Source organism: Chitinophaga polysaccharea (assembly GCF_007829335.1).
Taxonomy (GTDB): domain Bacteria; phylum Bacteroidota; class Bacteroidia; order Chitinophagales; family Chitinophagaceae; genus Chitinophaga; species Chitinophaga polysaccharea_B.
In genome coordinates this window covers 385,754-403,411 of record NZ_VIWO01000001.1, presented here as the reverse complement: position 1 = coordinate 403,411, position 17,658 = coordinate 385,754, and the positions used below count along the sequence as shown (strand labels likewise).

General features: G+C 44.5%; 19 protein-coding genes. 10 read left to right on the top strand and 9 right to left on the bottom strand.

Annotation, left to right across the window (positions count from 1 at the left end):
• Nucleotides 1–266: 266 nt before the first annotated feature.
• The 7 genes from FHW36_RS01700 to trmB form a co-directional block, all read right to left on the bottom strand.
• The gene (locus tag FHW36_RS01700; RefSeq protein WP_145661284.1) at nucleotides 267–1,019 is read right to left on the bottom strand and encodes a LytR/AlgR family response regulator transcription factor; all 753 of its coding nucleotides are present in this window, start codon (nucleotides 1,017–1,019) and stop codon (nucleotides 267–269) included.
• 27 nt (nucleotides 1,020–1,046) lie between these two features.
• A complete protein-coding gene (locus tag FHW36_RS01695; protein WP_145661282.1) occupies nucleotides 1,047–3,131 on the bottom strand; it encodes a histidine kinase in 2,085 nt (694 codons plus the stop codon).
• 22 nt (nucleotides 3,132–3,153) lie between these two features.
• Nucleotides 3,154–3,384: a 4a-hydroxytetrahydrobiopterin dehydratase gene (locus FHW36_RS01690; RefSeq protein WP_145661279.1), complete on the bottom strand. Its 231-nt coding sequence runs from the start codon at nucleotides 3,382–3,384 to the stop codon at nucleotides 3,154–3,156.
• Nucleotides 3,385–3,468: 84 nt separating this feature from the next.
• Nucleotides 3,469–3,912, bottom strand: coding sequence for an IPExxxVDY family protein (locus tag FHW36_RS01685; protein WP_145661276.1), 444 nt, complete (start codon nucleotides 3,910–3,912; stop codon nucleotides 3,469–3,471).
• Between the two features lie 42 nt (nucleotides 3,913–3,954).
• Nucleotides 3,955–4,386 (bottom strand): MGMT family protein, encoded by a 432-nt coding sequence (locus FHW36_RS01680; RefSeq protein WP_145661269.1) that lies wholly within the window; start codon nucleotides 4,384–4,386, stop codon nucleotides 3,955–3,957.
• Nucleotides 4,304–4,516, bottom strand: a complete 213-nt coding sequence (locus FHW36_RS01675; protein ID WP_145661266.1) for a DUF5522 domain-containing protein — start codon at nucleotides 4,514–4,516, stop codon at nucleotides 4,304–4,306. The genes FHW36_RS01680 and FHW36_RS01675 overlap by 83 nt, the downstream gene beginning before the upstream one ends.
• Nucleotides 4,488–5,195, bottom strand: coding sequence for a tRNA (guanosine(46)-N7)-methyltransferase TrmB (gene trmB / locus FHW36_RS01670; RefSeq protein WP_145661263.1), 708 nt, complete (start codon nucleotides 5,193–5,195; stop codon nucleotides 4,488–4,490). The genes FHW36_RS01675 and trmB overlap by 29 nt, the downstream gene beginning before the upstream one ends.
• A gap of 517 nt (nucleotides 5,196–5,712) precedes the next feature.
• Here trmB and FHW36_RS01665 point away from each other — a divergent pair.
• Both FHW36_RS01665 and FHW36_RS01660 read left to right on the top strand, forming a co-directional pair.
• A complete protein-coding gene (locus FHW36_RS01665) occupies nucleotides 5,713–6,180 on the top strand; it encodes an Lrp/AsnC ligand binding domain-containing protein (protein WP_079471223.1) in 468 nt (155 codons plus the stop codon).
• Between the two features lie 47 nt (nucleotides 6,181–6,227).
• Nucleotides 6,228–7,160 carry a tryptophan 2,3-dioxygenase family protein gene (locus FHW36_RS01660; protein WP_145661260.1) on the top strand — a complete coding sequence of 311 codons (933 nt, stop codon included), beginning with the start codon at nucleotides 6,228–6,230 and terminating at the stop codon, nucleotides 7,158–7,160.
• A gap of 7 nt (nucleotides 7,161–7,167) precedes the next feature.
• On the opposite strand, the gene FHW36_RS01655 is transcribed toward FHW36_RS01660, so the two are convergent.
• Both FHW36_RS01655 and FHW36_RS01650 read right to left on the bottom strand, forming a co-directional pair.
• Nucleotides 7,168–7,875 carry an alpha/beta fold hydrolase gene (locus FHW36_RS01655; RefSeq protein WP_145661255.1) on the bottom strand — a complete coding sequence of 236 codons (708 nt, stop codon included), beginning with the start codon at nucleotides 7,873–7,875 and terminating at the stop codon, nucleotides 7,168–7,170.
• Nucleotides 7,876–7,932: 57 nt separating this feature from the next.
• Nucleotides 7,933–8,685 carry an SDR family NAD(P)-dependent oxidoreductase gene (locus FHW36_RS01650; RefSeq protein ID WP_145661252.1) on the bottom strand — a complete coding sequence of 251 codons (753 nt, stop codon included), beginning with the start codon at nucleotides 8,683–8,685 and terminating at the stop codon, nucleotides 7,933–7,935.
• 143 nt (nucleotides 8,686–8,828) lie between these two features.
• Here FHW36_RS01650 and FHW36_RS01645 point away from each other — a divergent pair, with 143 nt between their 5' ends.
• The 8 genes from FHW36_RS01645 (at nucleotide 8,829) to FHW36_RS01610 (ending at nucleotide 17,564) form a co-directional block, all read left to right on the top strand.
• Nucleotides 8,829–9,551, top strand: coding sequence for a DUF4290 domain-containing protein (locus FHW36_RS01645; RefSeq protein WP_145661247.1), 723 nt, complete (start codon nucleotides 8,829–8,831; stop codon nucleotides 9,549–9,551).
• Complete coding sequence (murA, locus tag FHW36_RS01640; protein ID WP_145661245.1) at nucleotides 9,548–10,858, top strand: UDP-N-acetylglucosamine 1-carboxyvinyltransferase; 1,311 nt, start codon at nucleotides 9,548–9,550, stop codon at nucleotides 10,856–10,858. The genes FHW36_RS01645 and murA overlap by 4 nt, the downstream gene beginning before the upstream one ends.
• Before the next feature lie 129 nt (nucleotides 10,859–10,987).
• On the top strand, nucleotides 10,988–11,557 hold the full coding sequence (gene gmk, locus FHW36_RS01635) for a guanylate kinase (protein WP_145661242.1): 570 nt from the start codon (nucleotides 10,988–10,990) through the stop codon (nucleotides 11,555–11,557).
• A gap of 42 nt (nucleotides 11,558–11,599) precedes the next feature.
• Nucleotides 11,600–12,871, top strand: a complete 1,272-nt coding sequence (locus FHW36_RS01630; protein ID WP_145661240.1) for a hemolysin family protein — start codon at nucleotides 11,600–11,602, stop codon at nucleotides 12,869–12,871.
• A 594-nt stretch (nucleotides 12,872–13,465) separates the two neighbouring features.
• Nucleotides 13,466–14,323 (top strand): twin-arginine translocase subunit TatC, encoded by an 858-nt coding sequence (tatC, locus tag FHW36_RS01625; protein WP_145661237.1) that lies wholly within the window; start codon nucleotides 13,466–13,468, stop codon nucleotides 14,321–14,323.
• Nucleotides 14,324–14,353: 30 nt separating this feature from the next.
• On the top strand, nucleotides 14,354–14,812 hold the full coding sequence (gene rpiB, locus FHW36_RS01620; RefSeq protein WP_145661234.1) for a ribose 5-phosphate isomerase B: 459 nt from the start codon (nucleotides 14,354–14,356) through the stop codon (nucleotides 14,810–14,812).
• A 127-nt stretch (nucleotides 14,813–14,939) separates the two neighbouring features.
• Nucleotides 14,940–16,472 carry a M28 family peptidase gene (locus FHW36_RS01615; RefSeq protein ID WP_145661231.1) on the top strand — a complete coding sequence of 511 codons (1,533 nt, stop codon included), beginning with the start codon at nucleotides 14,940–14,942 and terminating at the stop codon, nucleotides 16,470–16,472.
• A 555-nt stretch (nucleotides 16,473–17,027) separates the two neighbouring features.
• A complete protein-coding gene (locus tag FHW36_RS01610) occupies nucleotides 17,028–17,564 on the top strand; it encodes an HdeD family acid-resistance protein (protein WP_145661228.1) in 537 nt (178 codons plus the stop codon).
• Nucleotides 17,565–17,658: the final 94 nt, after the last annotated feature.

The following is a 17,658-nucleotide window of genomic DNA, read 5'->3' as shown; positions in this document are numbered from 1 at the left end:
AGGTGTAGGTTGGTCGCAAATTCAAAATTGACTGTCTGACTATTTTGTTTTGCGGGTCAAATGTACAACCAAAAGTTATTTCACCAAATTTTTTTGTTAAGAAATTGTTACGTACTCTTAGCGCATGATATCAAAATGCACAGAAATGCCGGATAAACATGTTTCGTTAACAAAAACGTTGGCAATACTTTAAACAAATCAAAAAGGGAACTCCCTAAAAATTGAAAATTTAAAATTACCGGGAATGGATATACGTAGCCGGCCGTTTAGGAATGCGACAGTTTATGTACCAGGTCGCGTTGTCTCCGTTCTGTAATTTCCAGTATCACGCCGCTTTTCAGCACTACTTTACTGGACGAGGCTTCTAAATGACTCACATTGGCCAACTGTATCATCTGGCTATTATTGACCTGGTAAAAACGTAGGGTGGCAAACAGGTCGGCATAGTAACGGAAAGACTGGATAGCCGTGATATTTGTTCCATTGTTCAGGTAAAACAGGCAGTTGTCGCCCTGTGCTTCCAGGTATTCGATAGCCGGAAACTGTATAGTATAGGCCTCTCCGTTAGTGGCGGGAATCAATAACTTCCAGGCCACTGGTTTACTGTTGTTAAAATTCTCCAGCAATACGCGGTACCGGTCTTTCGGATCGCCGGCATTAATACGGGCGCTCGTCAGCGCCACCGCCTGCAACAAGCTTTCTTTGTCAATAGGCTTCAGGATCAGCTCTACATCGCTGAAACGGATCACGTGGAGGAACTTCTTTTCAAACGCCGTCACAAATACGGCTTCGAACGGGATGTCCGGCAGGGTACCTGAAAGTACGTCAAACCCCGTTCCATCAGGCATCTCCAGGTCAAGGAATACCAGGTTGGGGCGATGCTTTTTGATTTTTTCGATGCCATCGGCACAGTCAGACGCTGTGTCGGCAATGGTAATCCCGGGGCAATATTTCTCCAGCATCAATGCAATAATGTCCCGGCTGTTCCTCTCATCATCTATAATAATAGCCTTTATCATATAAGTAACATTAACGGATACACTGAATTATAACTGAGGGATCAGTATTTTAACTGTCGTGCCGCTATCTGAATCATCATCAGATGATCTATCAATAATTTCTATATGGATTTCGGTGTTATACATTTTATTCAGCAGTTCCGCTCTGTTCTGGCTGATTTCCATACCCGACGACTGGTGGTGTTTGGGCAGCATACGCAGGGATTTGGAACGCGCAATGCCGATACCATTGTCGGCAATAATACATTCCAGCATATCCGAAGCTACCTGGTTAAAATAGATAGATAGCTGCCCGGTTGGCTGCTTGGGATTTGTCATACCATGTTTTACGGCATTTTCCACATAAGGCTGCAACAGCATGGCAGGGATTTCCAATTCCGCCGTGGCGATCACCGGATCTACCACAATTTCGTATTCCATCCTGTTCTCAAAACGCATTTTCTCCAATCCCAGGTAGGTATTGAGATAAGTAATTTCATCGGCCAGGGATATGAAGTTACGCCGGGAGAAATCGAGTGTTTTGCGGATCAGGTAAGAAAAATCCGACAGGTATTTCTGCGCATACTCATAATCACGCTGCATGACAAACAGCTGTATGGAGTTGAGGCAGTTAAAAATGAAGTGTGGATTTATCTGCGCGCGGATGGCTTTTAACTCAATCTCCGTCAGCTTTTTGTCGTATTCTGTTTCCAGTTGTATCTTTCGTTGTTCTTCCAGTTCCTGTTTTTTACGCAATATTTCCGTAGTCTGTTCTTTTACCAGTTCCTCCAGTTGCTCATTGAGCTTATGTTGCAGCTCTTTGTTTTTATTTAACTGCTTGATCAGCAGCTCCTGGGTACGCGTGCGTTCCAGGTGCACCAGCTTGTTCCGGTAACTGAGGCCTGCCAGGAAAAACATGGCCTGTAGCAGAACGCCGCCAATCAACAGCATCGTAGGAGCCGCGAGTTCTCCCAGGGCGCTGAGTAATCCCAATGGCCGTACATGCATAAGAAAAGAGCCAAAACAGGCCAGGTACAGGCAAACGGAGCCATAGAGGAAGAACCTAACCAGCGGATGGTGCCGGGAACGTCTGGCCAACGCTACAAACACCGCCAGCAAAGGAATCAGCGTCAAAAAGTATACGTAACTGTAAATGATCGTGGGTAAATGATATTGTTCCTCCAGGATACAATACATACAGAAAATGATCAATCCTCCTACAATAGCGGCCACCCAGGTAAATACCCGTTCCATAAATGGATACCGCTCCGTAAGGTTCAGGAAGGCGTTTCCAAACAGCAAGTACATCAGGTAAAAGCAAAATAATAAACCGGGGATATCCCAATAGTATTTCAGCATGGGCCAGCGGTGGAAGAAAGAGAGCTGATATGGTTTGCTTTCCAGACGCAGGGCAAAAAAGAGGATAAGCCCCAAAACATAGGCGGCAAAGTAGATATATGATTTATCGGGGAGTTGTATATAATTAATAATAGAGATACTGAAGAATACCATCAGCATACCCAATAGTACCTGTATCACAACGGCCTCTTTGCGGTAGATATCCAGCTGCTGGTCGCGGAAGATGGCATAGCCTTCCGTGCTGAAAAGGAATGGCATCAAGGCATTTTCGTTATAGGATTTATTGATGATGTGCAGGTAAAAGGTACGTACTTCCCCGGGAGGGACCTGCACATTAAAGGCATAATGGTGCCACCGCTCTACACCGCCATTGTCCAGCATTAACCCGGTTTGCATCAATAGCTGGGGGGAACTGCCCGGGGCCTGGCTATACCAGTACATGAAGTCATGCCACCCGGAAAAAAGCCGGTAGGACAGGGGCTTATTGTATTGATTTTTTACGGTCAGTTTCAGCCAGCAGTTGTTTACCTGTCCGTTGTTTTTGGGATAATTATGAAATACGGCTTCATCATGGTGAAAGGTAAGCCGGCTGACTTGTGCAATGGTCAGTTGTTGCTGCTCGTCGGAAATAATATTGATATAAGGCCTCAGATCCATACTTGCCGGAGCAAATGTGGCATCAGTGATCAATGTATCTATGGGCGTACGATCGACGTTGGCAAAGGATTCTGCAGTGTAAGAGTACAACAGCAGCATTAAAATAATGCGCTTCACAAAGTGTCTTATATATAGTTAGTTATAGCAATTTATCAATGGCGCTGGCTAATGCTTCATCTTTGGCGGTGATAACATCCCCTGCATCATGTGTGCTCAGATATATTTCCACTTTGTTATAAACGTTATGCCAGTTCGGGTGATGGTCCATTTTTTCAGCTACCATCGCCACTTTGGTCATAAATGCAAACGCATCCCGAAAATCTTTGAATTCAAATGCCCGGTAAAGCTGTTTGTTTCTTTCTTCCCACATAAATCAGGGGTTTAAAAGGTAAAACAAGGGGTCTTTCTTCGAATCTGGTTAAATATTATCAGGTGTTATTGTGTAGTGCCCGTCTTAAAAAATAAGGTTCATCTTGTTTTTGATCTCCTTGATGTCCAGTAAAGATACTAATTGTACGAGCGGAACAATGCGTAATTCTTCCAATAATTTTTTTACATCATGGGGTTGGTAATAATCGCCCTTGATCATCCAGAGAAAATGGATCTGTTTGAGCTCCGGCAGGAGGAATTCTGCCTGGCAGTGATTGTTGTAAAAGTAGTGTGCTACCGAGTTGGTGGGTTCAAGGAACTCAAGTACAGGAAAATGAAAAGACCTGCTTCTCTTGGAGAGCGTGATCTCCAGGTTATTGTTTACCCGGAAATTAGTGTGTAACTGGCGGTTAATATGCCAGCACAACTGGTAATCTCTCGCAGAAGATGCAATCCCGATCAAGTGGGTATTTTCAAAGAAATCCTCCACTAATTGCTCCTGGTCCAGCTTTAACTTGAGTATTGTCATATAGAAAAGTAACGGTACATCCGGTCAGGGTATTGAAAAAATCTACTTTTTCTTTTTGCGGCTTTTTCCCCAAGGATTAGCAGGATCCCAAAAAATGGTTTTAAAATCCTGCACTTTATCCGCTTTTACCACTACGCCCTCCTGTTCGAGCAACTCCTGCATCAGTGTGGGAGTGGCAAAGTGGCTTCTGCCGCTGAGTTCTCCTTTACTGTTGACGACCCGGTGAGCGGGAACGGCCGGTTTGGCGCTGCCGGCTGCATTCATCGCCCAGCCAACCATACGGCCGGTCAACTTCAACCCCGAGGCATCCGCAATGGCGCCATAGGAGGTGACCCGGCCGCGTGGGATGGTGCGGGCTATTTTAAATACTGTTTTAAAGAAAGAATCCGATTCACCGGTTTTTTTCTCCTTTTTTTCCTTCTTCCCGTCTACAGGCAAGGAGGGCAGCTCTTTTGGGTTCAGGTACTTTTTCATAATCAAAAGGACAGTGTTTGCAGCCATTACCACAACAATACCCACGGTCTAAATGGAACTTTTCAGTAAATACCATATAGCCCTCGGCGTTATAATAGAAGTCAATCTTCTCCACCAACGGTTGCTTCATCTGACGGCAGTTTTATGCTTTGCCAGTTCAGCGGAGCAGCAGGCAATTGGAATTTCAGATAACGGATGGTTCTGCCATCTGCCAGGTGCATGCCTTCATAATAGGTCTGTATTTTCAATAATGGCGGCACTTCCGGCAGAGCATATACATCAGCAATATCTTCTATCAGGGTACATCCCGCCGCGCTGATCACTTCTTGTGTGAAAGCATACAGCTGGGGGGAGTCTGTTTTCAGGTTAATGGTAGCACCTGGCGCCAGCAGTGGCTGAAACAGCTGCAGGAACTTAGGGTGCGTTAACCTTTTCTTTGATTTGGATTGACGGAGGAAGGGATCCGGAAAGGTAATCCAGATGTCCTTAATTTCTCCCGGCGCAAAATAGTTGTTGAGTTTGTCGATCTGGGTGCGTAAGAAGGCGGCATTGGGAAGCGGCTCTTCCAGGGCTGTTTTGGCGCCCCTCCAGATACGGTTGCCTTTCAGGTCTACTCCAATAAAGTTCTGATCCGGAAACAGCCGGGCCATGCCCAGGGTATAGTCTCCTTTGCCACAGGCCAGTTCTAATGTAACAGGGTGGTTGTTTTTAAAGAATTCATTCCATTTTCCCTGCATACCTTCCGGGTAAATCAATACGTTGGGGAAGGTTTCAATTTCAGCAAATCGTTGTAATTTTTTTTGTCCCATTTGCGGCAAAAATAAGAAAAACCAGAAAGCTGAAGGCGGAAAGCAAAAAGCTATTGACGCGATTGCAAGAAGATATTAAATAATATCAATTCGCTTTGATCAATCATCTCAATAGCTTTTTGCTTTCCGCCTTCAGCTTTTTGCTCAAAAAAAAAGCCCGTAAGCATAATTACTTACGAGCTCTTTAAACCAATTAAGCTGTAGGAGGAGGAGTCGAACCTCCACGGGGCAGTTAGCCATAGCACAAATAAGATTAGTGGTCAACCCAATTATACTACGTTTATCCTGTGATCCCCACCCCCGAGACAAGAGGGCATGTCTGCCAATTTCATCATCCCACAGTATGTTTTTATCATTACCTGCTATTGCTTGGCGTTAGCCGTTTGTGTAATGATTATGATGCAAATCTAAAGAGAAGGGTAGTTTCTTGCAAATTTTTTAAGAGAAATTTTGGAATTTTCGATATTTTTTAAATATTTGCATATAACTTTAATACATTCAAAAACAAATTGTAAAAATGAGCCACAATTTGAATATTGACAAACTCGATTTGCAGATTATCAGCGAGATGATGTCTAATGCTGAGATCTCTTACGCCGACCTGGGGAAGAAATTGTTCGTTTCCGGCGGGACTATCCACGTGAGAATGAAGAAATTACAAGAACTGGGTGTAGTTAAAGGTACTAAATTACATGTAGATTTAAAAATGATTGGCTACGATGTAATTGCTTTTATCGGTATTTATTTGGAAAAAAGCTCCATGTACGACACGGTAGCCAAAGAATTAAGGAAAATCCCCGAAATGGTACGTCTTAATTATACGACAGGTAGTTACAGCATGTTTGCTGAAATTATCTGTAAAGACATTACCCAGCTTCGCCGTATCCTCCATGACGAATTACAGAAAATAAAAGGTATCGAAAGAACTGAAACCCTGATTTCCCTGGAAGAAAGCTTTTACAGAACAATCAACGTAGTGGAATAGTGGAGGGCCAGCATGGAACCTTTCACGTTTAATCGTTAAATTCCATTATGGTTACACCAGAAATCGCCGAGAAAATCCGACAGCTGGAGGAAAAGTATGCCGCTATGGGCCAGAACCTGTCGGCTTACCTGGATGGCTTACTGTACGCGGACTACCTTACCTATTGGGATTATATTCAGCTGGATGTGTTGCTCAACCTGCAACACCCGCGCACGCCAATTCCTGATGAAAGAATTTTCATCATTTATCACCAGATCACGGAATTGTATTTTAAATTATCGTTGCAGGCCATCGAACAGGTAGCGCTGGCACCCGCTCTGTCGGCTGAAATATTTATTACCCAACTCAAACGGATTAACAACTATTTCCATAGCCTTATCAGCTCATTTGAAATAATGGTAGATGGGATGGATAAGGAACAGTTCCTGCAATTCCGCATGGCACTACTCCCTGCCAGCGGCTTTCAGAGCGGCCAGTTCCGGATGATAGAAATAGGCTCTACCCGGTTAATCAACCTGGTATATGAACCTATGCGTCCTCCATTAAAGGAAGCGCCCCTGAAAGAGGTGCTGGAGCATATTTATTGGCGTAGCGGTGCCACGGAACTGGCTTCCGGTAAGAAAACACTTACCCTGCGGCAGTTTGAGCTGAAATATATGGATGATTTTCTCCAGATGGCTACCCAATACGAGCACTGTCACCTGGAAGCCCGCTACCAGCAGCTTTCTTCCGCCGATCAGGCCACCGTGGCGCCCTTATTAAAGGAATATGATCTGAATGTCAATGTACGCTGGCCTCTGGTACATTATAAATCAGCCGTAAGATATCTCCACAAAACCCCGGAAGACATTGCTGCTACAGGTGGTACCAACTGGCAACAATACCTGCCGCCGAAAAATAAACGCATCGTCTTTTTCCCCGAACTATGGACGGAAGCGGACCTCGATAACTGGGGAAAGCTAGCCATGGGCCACCACTGATAACATTTTAAATATTTTGGGTCGTAAACCGCCTGATATAATAGGCCAGTAAGGGTACGTCTGCCTTTTCCAGCGGATGCGCCGTGTCGGGCAATACTGTGAATTGGGCCAGTGGTAAGGCTTTATATACTTCAATGGTTTCCTGGAAGGATACCATATTATCGCGGTCGCCCATCATCAGCATGCAGGGAGTCACGATCTGCGCATAATCATGGGGCTTCAGTAATGCCTGGTGTCCCAGTTCTTCTATCAGCTGGGCCGTACGGGATACCACCGTTTTCCAGTTGCCTGCCGTATGCCGTTCGGCCAGCAGCTTGGCAAAAGCAGGCACCTTTTCTTCAATTACTGCCGGGTCCAGCTGTTTTACTTCCTTTCCGGCAGTAGCTTCATTCCAGTTATACTTGGTGGCAAGTGTAATAACACGGCCAATTTTTTCGGGATAATGCCTGGCCAGGTACATGGCTACATACCCGCCCATGCTATATCCGAAAACATGTACAAAGTCGAGGTCCTTGTTTTCCAGGTAGGATAATACTTCTGCGGCAAATACCTGTATACTGAATCCCTGCTCGGAAAAGGGCACATCACCATGGCCGCTGAAGTTGAGCTGATGTACCTCGTAATGTTCGGATAACCCGGCAGCTAATGGCTGAAATTGAGAGGTAGCGCCCAATGCGCCGTGTAAAAAAAGTATGGGGAGCTTATTTGTTTGCATTGACTAAAACTAGCAAACATTTTTTAAGAAGCAAAAAGCGGCTGGCTTTCACTGGTATCATCTGGCCAGGTAAGCGCCATCAATGGGATAGTAGCCGCCGGTGACAAAGGACGACTGAGGACTGCTCAGCCATAATACCATTTCCGCTACCTCTTCCGGCTGGCCTAACCTGCCTATTGGATGTAACCCTACGAGGGCCTGCATTTGCTCCTGGCTCAGGTGTTTGGTTAATAAGGGCGTTTCTATAAAGCCAGGCCCTACAGCGTTGACCCGGATGCCTTTGGCTGAATATTCTACCGCTGCTGCCTGTGTAAGCCCTACCACTCCATGTTTGGCGGCTACATATGCACAGGAACCCGCAAAGCCAACGGCGCCCAGGATGGAGGCCATATTGACAATTACGCCACCTCCGGCTTTTTCCATGGCGGGCAACTGGTAACGCATGCCGTAAAAAACGCCATTGAGATTGATGTTGATAACTTTTTGCCATTCTTCCAGTGGATACTCACCCGTGGGAGCTGCCGCGCCGCCAATGCCGGCATTGTTGCAGGCAATGTCCAGCTGTTTAAACTCCGACAGGGTTTGGGCTACCAGTTGCTCACAGTCGCCGGGATTACTACTATCTGATTTTACGAAGATAGCTTTGCCACCCGCCTGCTGAATGGCTTTGGCAACTGCTTCTCCGCCCTTTTCATCGATGTCGCTGATCACTACGCTCGCCCCATTCCTGGCATAAAGTTCCGCCACACATTTACCAATCCCCGAACCGGCGCCTGTTACCAGTGCTACCTTGTTTTTCAGTACTTCCATAACAAACATTTTTGCTCTTATAAACAATACCGGCCGATGAAATGTTCCTCATATTTTTTTATTATGTTTGCATAGATGTTGCCGATTAATTTTCTTCACTTAAGATGTCCCATCATCAAATCATGTTTTTTTAAATACTAGTAATGGAATACAATACCACGCGTAATTACCTGATAATGAAGGAGTATGGCAGGAATATCCAGAAAATGGTGGAATACCTGGGAACCATAGAAGACGACGAGGAGCGTCAGCGTAATGCTATGGCCGTGATAGAGCTTATGGGTACGCTGAACCCGCATTTACGGAATGTGGAGGACTTCAGGCATAAATTATGGGACCATATCTTTAATATATCCGGTTTCACCCTGAAAGTAGAATCACCTTACCCGATTCCTACTATCGAAAAGTTGAGAGCTAGGCCAGATAGACTGCCTTACCCAAAAAAATATCCCAGGAACCGTCACTTCGGAAAAAACCTGGAAATGATCATAGATAAAGCCGTACATGAGGAAAACCCTGAAATGAAAGAAGGATTTACCCAGTGTATCGGTAATTATATGAAACTGGCTTACACTAACTGGCACAAGGAAAGTGTACATGATGATGCTATTAAGGCCGAATTGCTGGCCATCACAAATGGTCAGCTGGAATACCACCCGGGTCATACCAGCGGTGCTGCGGCTGCTCCTGCTAACTTCCCTGGTGGCAGCGGAAATGTAGCCGGTGGCGGTGAACAGTTCCGTTCCAGCAACAAACGTAAAAATTTCCAGCAGAATAAATTCAAAAGCAGCAACAGCGGCGGAAATAAGAGCGGAGGAAATAATAATAAGCACAATAACAAATACAACAAAAACAGGAACAAGTGAGTAGTGCTTTTGAAGTAAGAGGCGGCAACCGCTTAAAGGGAGAAATTATACCCCAGGGTGCCAAAAACGAAGCTTTACAAATCATCAGTGCCGTGATGCTAACCCCCGAAAAGGTTACTATCACTAATATTCCCGATATAGTAGATGTAAATCTGCTGATAGAGTTGCTAGGAGATGCAGGTGTAAAAATAAACCGTATAAGTCGCGATACCTGCGAGTTTCAGGCCGATAAGGTAGATCTGAAATACCTGGAGAGTCCCGAATTTAAAAAGAAATCCGGTCGTCTCCGTGGTTCTGTAATGATTGCAGGACCGTTGCTGGCGAGGTTTGGACGTGCTTTCATTCCCAAACCCGGTGGCGATAAAATAGGCCGTCGCCGGCTCGATACCCATATTATTGGTTTTGAAAAGCTGGGAGCCCGGTTTGTATATGATGCCGACGACAACTACTTCCGCCTGGAAACAGCAGGAGGATTGAAAGGCACTTATATGCTCCTCGATGAACCCAGCGTAACAGGTACCGCTAACATTGTAATGGCGGCTGTAATGGCGGAAGGAACTACCACTATTTATAACGCGGCCTGTGAGCCTTATCTGCAGCAGCTTTGCAAAATGCTGAACCGCATGGGCGCCCGTATCAGCGGAGTTGGATCCAATTTGCTCACCATTGAAGGGGTAACACAACTGGGTGGCTGTGAACACAGTATGCTGCCGGATATGATAGAAATCGGCTCCTTTATAGGGTTGGCGGCGATGACGCAGAGCGAAATCACCATCAAAAACGCCGGTATCGAACACCTGGGCATCATCCCGGAAAAATTCCGGCAACTCGGTATCCAGATGGAGGTTCGTGGCAATGATATCTACATTCCTTCACAGGATTCCTACGAAATACAAACTTTCCTGGATGGATCTATACTCACTATTTCCGACCATCCATGGCCCGGCTTTACACCCGATCTGCTCAGTATTGTACTGGTAGTAGCTACACAGGCAAAGGGTAGTGTGATGATCCACCAGAAGATGTTCGAAAGTCGCCTGTTCTTTGTCGACAAGCTAATAGACATGGGTGCACAGATTGTGTTGTGTGATCCTCACCGGGCAGTAGTGATTGGCCTGGGCCGTCAGCACCCGCTACGCGGTATTACCATGTCGTCTCCCGACATTCGTGCAGGGGTATCTTTGCTTATTGCCGCCCTCAGCGCAGAAGGAAAGAGTACTATTCAGAATATAGACCAGATAGACCGCGGTTACCAGTATATTGATGAGAGATTGAGAAAACTGGGCGCGGATATTAAACGAGTATAAAAGCAGCACGCTATTTAAGCCATCATAGTAGCAGCAGCTATTTACAAAACCCAAATACCAGCAAAACTTTTTACTGGTTTTTGGGTTTTGCATTTGGCATAGTCAGCTACAACTACTTTATCATTACTAATGGAAAAAAAAATCATCATCGTTACCGCTCCCTCTGGTGCCGGTAAAACCACCATCGTTAAAAAGTTACTGGCTAACCTGCCAATACTGGCTTTTTCTATTTCGGCCAGTACCCGCACGCCAAGGGCCAATGAAATAAACGGAAAGGATTACTATTTTATGTCTGCAGATGAATTTCATCAGCATATAGACAACCACGCTTTTGCGGAATACGAAATGGTATACGCCGGTAAATATTATGGCACCCTCAAAAGTGAGCTGGAACGTATCTGGAGTAATGAGCAGATCCCCATGGTGGATATTGATGTGAAAGGCGCCTTATCAATTAAGGAGAAGTACCATGAGAATGCGTTGACCATTTTCATACAACCGCCATCGTTAGAGGCACTACGGGTGCGGCTCAGCGAGCGTGGTACCGAAACGCAGGCTTCCCTGGAGGAGCGTTTGGCCAAAGCGCGCTATGAGTTGTCCTTCTCCCATGAATTTGACCAGATTGTGGTGAATGATGAACTGGAAAAAGCATATGAAGAGGTAAAAAAGCTGGTGACAGATTTTTTAAATATAAAATAGCGGTTTGATCGTTGGTTTTCCTAATTCCTTATTTTTGTTAGGATGGACGGATACACAATTATTATTTTAGTTTTTCTCGTACTGCTGGCGGGTTTTTTTTCTGGTATAGAAGCCGCCTTCGCCAATGTGAATAAATTGAGCATTGAGCTGAAAAAGAAGCAGGGACGGGCTACTGGTAAGATATTGGCCAGTCTGAATGAAAACCCCAGTCGTTTCCTGGCAACCAGCCTGGTGGGATTTACCATTACCGTAGTGATCTATGGCATTATGGTGGCGGGCGTCTTTCAGCCTGCCTGGGATTCCTTCATGGGCAAATCTGAAGCTGCCGGCCTGCAGCCATTCGTTATTTTCATTGAGGTAATACTAGCCAGCCTGATCATGCTTTTCCTGGGTTTTTTTATTCCCAGGGCTATATTCAGGTCCAGGCCGGAAGCATTACTCAGCTTTTTTGCATTGCCCATTTCATTGATTGCGAAACCGCTCTATGTAATAGGTAATGTACTCGTGTCCATATCTGAGTGGATGCTGAAATACCTGTTTAACGTAAGATTGCTGGAAAACGGGGAATCCTTTACCCGTGTAGATGTAGAGCATTTTGTCAGGCAGTCGCAACAGCACTTTGGTGAAAACAACCAGGACCTGAATACGGAGCTGTTCGAAAATGCATTATCCCTGGCACATGTAAAAATCCGTGGCTGCCTTATTCCCCGCAAGGAGATTGAAGCCATGGAAATTCATCGTCCTATTGGTGATGCCCGGAAAAAATTTATGGATACCAAGCTCTCAAAGATTATCATCTATGAAGGCTCTATCGATAATATCCTCGGTTATATTCACCAGTTAGATATGTTCAAGAATCCAAAGGACATCAATTCCATTATTCATCCTATACTGGCCGTGCCCGAAACAATGAGCGCTATCGACCTGTTGAGTAAATTCAATAAGGAGCGTAGAAGCATTGCGTGGGTAGTGGATGAATTTGGCGGAACAGCAGGGATTGTTACGATTGAAGATGTATTGGAAGAAATATTCGGCGATATAAAGGACGAACACGATGAGGAAGAGTTTGTAGAGAAGCAGATTGCTGAGAAAGAATATATTTTTTCAGGCAGATTGGAGCTCGATTACTTGAATGAAAGGTATGGTTTGGATTTCCCGGAAGACGAAAGTGAAACGCTATCAGGGTATATTATCAACCATCACGAAACCATTCCGAAGATTAAAGAACGCATCATTATCGATGACTATGAGTTTGATATTCTGAATGTTACAGATACCCGGATCGAAATGGTGAAGATGAAAATGTTAGTGTAGGGGTTACCGTGAATCAGGCTGACTTATCAGATATTAATATGATATAATTATTTATTTAATACTAATATTAACGAGTCAATAACAAATTAGCTAAAACGTTTTTAAAAAAAGTAGTAGGAATTTAACACGGATTGTATACATTTGCTCCAGATGATGTAACACAATGATTTGATTTTTGTTAAAAGGTTGTAAAAAAAGTGTTCCAACATTGATAATAAAATAATTCTTGTTATTTTTGTATTACAAAATAAAACGCAACCAGAGATTCTTACTTATACTGAACGCTTGCCATCAATTGGGTAAGTAGTTTAACTGGAAGCTAAAGACATTCTCGAATTCAACTTTTTTGGGGTTAACAAACAATGGATGAAAGGCCGGCTCTTGATTCTTCTCGGGCTGGCTCTTTTTTTTTACCTGCTTTTCCCTCTGTTTTCCCTTTGCCTTCTTCCCTTTATTTTTTCTCTCACATTTTACCCGATCAATTACTTAAAGCAGCATTAAAATGCCAGCGCTACTCTAATTTGTAGTATCCAACCGCTATATTTGTGATCCTTAATAGCAAACAGTTTTCAATATCGTTCGATCATATAAAGTATGTTAAAGAAATTTTTCTCAAGTAATGAGGACAAGGCAGAGATGTCTTTTTTCGACCACCTGGAAGATTTAAGGTGGCACCTCGTCAGATCGGCTTTGGCACTCGTGGCATTCAGCATATTTGGCTTCGTTTATACCCAGGAAATTATTGACAACGTTATTTTCGGGCCTACCAACGCTGACTTCCCTTCCTATATCGCCTTGTGCAAGCTGGGACACTGGGTAGGACTGGGCAATCAGCTCTGTATTACGCCCGTAAAGGTGACATTCCTGAACTATAAAATGGTAGGACAGATTATGTTGCAGTTCAGAATGGCGTTTATTATCGGTTTTGTTTGCGCCTTTCCATACATCTTCTGGGAATTCTGGCGTTTCGTAAAACCAGCGTTAAAAGAAAGGGAATTGAGGGGCGCCAGGGGAGTGATCTTCTGGGTATCATTCCAGTTCTTCCTGGGTATCGCTTTTGCCTATTTTCTGATGGCGCCGTTTACCATTAACTTCCTGGCTTCCTATACCGTAACAACAAAAGCTGTTAACCAGTTTTTTATAGATGATTACATGGACCTGATGACGCAGATTGTGTTGGGTATGGGATTACTGTTTGAATTGCCGGTGCTGGTGTTTTTCCTCACTAAAATTGGCATTCTTACCCCGGACTTTCTGCGGGCTTACAGACGCCATGCTATTGTGGTAATCCTGATCCTGGCAGCCATTATCACCCCGCCCGACCTGGTAGATCAGCTGATCGTATTTGCGCCTTTATACTGTCTGTATGAAATCAGTATCTTTATATCCAAAAAGGCGATGAGAGATCGTGAGGATAAACTGGCTAAAACAGAGGTGGAAGAGTGGTCTTAATTATCTATAACTGTAAACAAAGTAACTGAAATGGAAAATACTATATTTAATCTTGCTCTGCCTGTGGCAATTGGCTCAGATCACGCAGGGTTTGAGTATAAAGAAGAGATAATTTCTTTCCTTGAATCCAAAGGTCTGCAGGTAAAAGATTATGGTACCTATTCTAAAGATTCTGTGGATTACCCCGACTATGCACACCCGGTAGCTACTGCGGTGGAAAGAGAACAGGCGGCATTTGGTATCCTGGTTTGCGGCAGTGCCAATGGTGTAGCTATCACTGCCAACAAGCATCAGGGCATCAGGGCAGCTATATGCTGGGGAGAAGAACTCGCGAGGCTCGCACGCTCTCATAACAATGCCAATGTGCTGTGTATACCCGCCCGTTTTGTAGATATTCCGGTAGCTACACAAATGGTGGAAGTATTTATGGGTACCTCTTTCGAAGGTGGCCGCCACCAGGACAGGGTACGCAAAATGGCCTGCCTGTAATGGTTTAACACCATATATCATTTTTTACTGTAACGAATACACGAAAATGTAGTAATATTAAAGAGCCGGCTTCCAACCGGCTCTTTTTATTTAGTATCCAGGTGATTGTTCAATAAAATCGTGCCTCATGAGGGTTGCAGCTACTGTTATTTGCTTATTCCTTTTCGCTACTGTGCGGGCGCAGGTAGAAACCACTCCTGCTCCGGTAGAGAATCCCATCGCAGAAAAATATGGTCAAACCATTACTGCGGAAAAGCTCAGTAAGCAGCTGCATATTATTGCAGGTCCAGGCATGGAAGGGCGGGAAACCACCACAGCGGGGCAGGAAAGAGCAGCAGCGTATATAGCTGGTCAATTTGCTGCTGCAGGGCTTAAACCAGGCGCTAATGGCCAGTGGCAGCAGTACTATCCTTTATATTCCGATAGCCTGGTAAATAGCAGTATTACCGTCCGGAATAACACCTTTTTATATGGGCAGGACTTTCTTTCCGATCTCCGCGCCGGGGAGAACCAGGATATTAACATCTCCCAGATAATATATGCGGATCAGGGAATTGTGACGGGTGAATACAATGACTATCATAACCTGGATGTAAGAGGGCAGGTAGTGATGATCCGGGAAATGGTAAAACGCGGCGCGTACCGGGATAAAGGCAACCTGGACGAACGTGTTGCAGCGGCTAAAGCCAGGGGAGCGGTAGCAATACTGGTGATTTCTCCGTCTGCCGGCCGTTACCGGTCATTGAATCAACAGAAGATCCGCATGACAGGGCTTTATGCTCAGAAAGATACGACCGCTCATCCCAATGTGTATTTCATAACGCCCACGCTTGCTGCTGCCATTATTGGCGTAGATAGTAACGATCGCCTGTTGGAGGAGATAGATAAGGGCCTTAAGGTGCCTTCCCTGATCAAAACATCGGTACGTATTGTATTTGATAAAGCCGCCACTATCTTCCAGCCATCCAATGTACTGGCTTACCTGGAGGGTACCGATAAAAAAGAGGAGCTGGTTTTCGTGACAGCGCATTACGATCACCTGGGCAAACAGGGCGACGAGATCTTTTACGGCGCCGACGACGACGGCTCCGGCACCTGCGCAGTACTGGAGATAGCCGCCGCCTTCGCCCGGGCTAAGCAAGCCGGTCACGGCCCGCGCAGAAGTATGGTGTTTATGACTGTTTCCGGCGAAGAAAAAGGTCTCCTCGGATCGCAGTACTACACCGAACATCCCATCTACCCGTTGCAGCAAACAGTTACCGATCTGAATATCGACATGATAGGGCGCATAGATCCGGCACATGAAAAAGATACCAATTACCTGTATATTATTGGCGATAATAAGCTCAGTTCGGCCTTACGCCCTATTAATGAACGGGCTAACAATACCTACACCCATTTAAAACTGGATTATAAATACAATGATCCTAATGATCCTGAGGGCTTCTATTACCGGTCGGATCACTATATGTTTGCACAACACCGTATTCCCATCATTTTTTACTTCAATGGTACGCATGCCGATTACCATGCGCCTACCGATACGGTAGACAAAATCAACTATGACCTGCTCGCCAAACGGGCACAGTTGGTTTTTTATACCGCCTGGGATATTGCTAACCGCGAACACCGGTTGGTAGTAGACCGTCATGAAAGATAGCTTTATTATAGCTGAGCTCCCTATATGCTGGCTGCTGTATTGACTTACAGGGCAAGGAAAAACGTTTTTGTTTTTTTTAACAAAATTTTTTAAATTGTGTGTAGAGCAATCATTATTTAATGCATTGGTCTTTTTTGATTTGCATAAAAGGAATGTTGGGATTTGCAAGTGAGCATATCAGACCATTTTTTTTGAGAGTCGGGCCCCCATCGAATTTTTTAAACTGTTGTTGTTCAATTCGGTATTTATAGAATCAAGCGGATACTATTGCTGGTAGGGTGTTGTTATGCGATGTTCTGCTATCTGTAACCAATAAACTTACCAGTATGAGGACATGTGCCGCCTTTATTTCAGAACACTACTACTCCATAAGGCAGCCATGTGTAATGATGAGACACCGATGTTGTTGCAAAAACACTTAAATACATGCATTACTAAAACTTTGTTATTATTTCCTGGTTGTTCAACATCTTGAAACGGAAAGTGCTTATTGCGCACAATTGATAAACCCTGCCATTTAACAGCTACTATCGTGAAACCTTAAACCGTGAATGCATGCCTGACTTTTATAACACTTATTGGTGGATTTTTTTGTTAAGAGGGATTTTTGCTTTGATATTGGGGATACTGGCAATAGGTTGGCCTGGTGCCACTTTTGCTACATTGATTGTCTTTTTCGGTGCATATCTTTTCATCGGTGGATTATTTGCAATAGTGGGAGCGATCGCGGCGCGCAAGACAAATGAAAATTGGAGCATATTCTTATTTTCGGGATTGCTGGGTGTAATATTAGGCTTCCTCACTTTTTATAATCCGTTTGCGACGGGAGCAGCACTTATCTACCTGGTGGCATTTGGAGCCATGGTGGCCGGTTTGTTTGAGTTAATTATTGCTATTAGGCTGAGGAAGGTGATTACAGGAGAAGGATGGTATATAACAGGAGGTTTGCTGACAATTTTTTTTGGACTGCTGTTGGTGGCAAACCCAGTAGCTGCCGCTGTAACGCTTACCTGGGTGTTTGGTATTTATGCGGTGATTACAGGAATAATGCTGATTTTATTGTCGTTCCGGCTTCGTAGTAGCAGGCGTTGAACAATACAGAAATAGAAGATCTAATACTCTGTTTACGATTTAAAATACCCCATATGCAAACTTATTTTTTAACTAAAACTATTCCTCATGATCA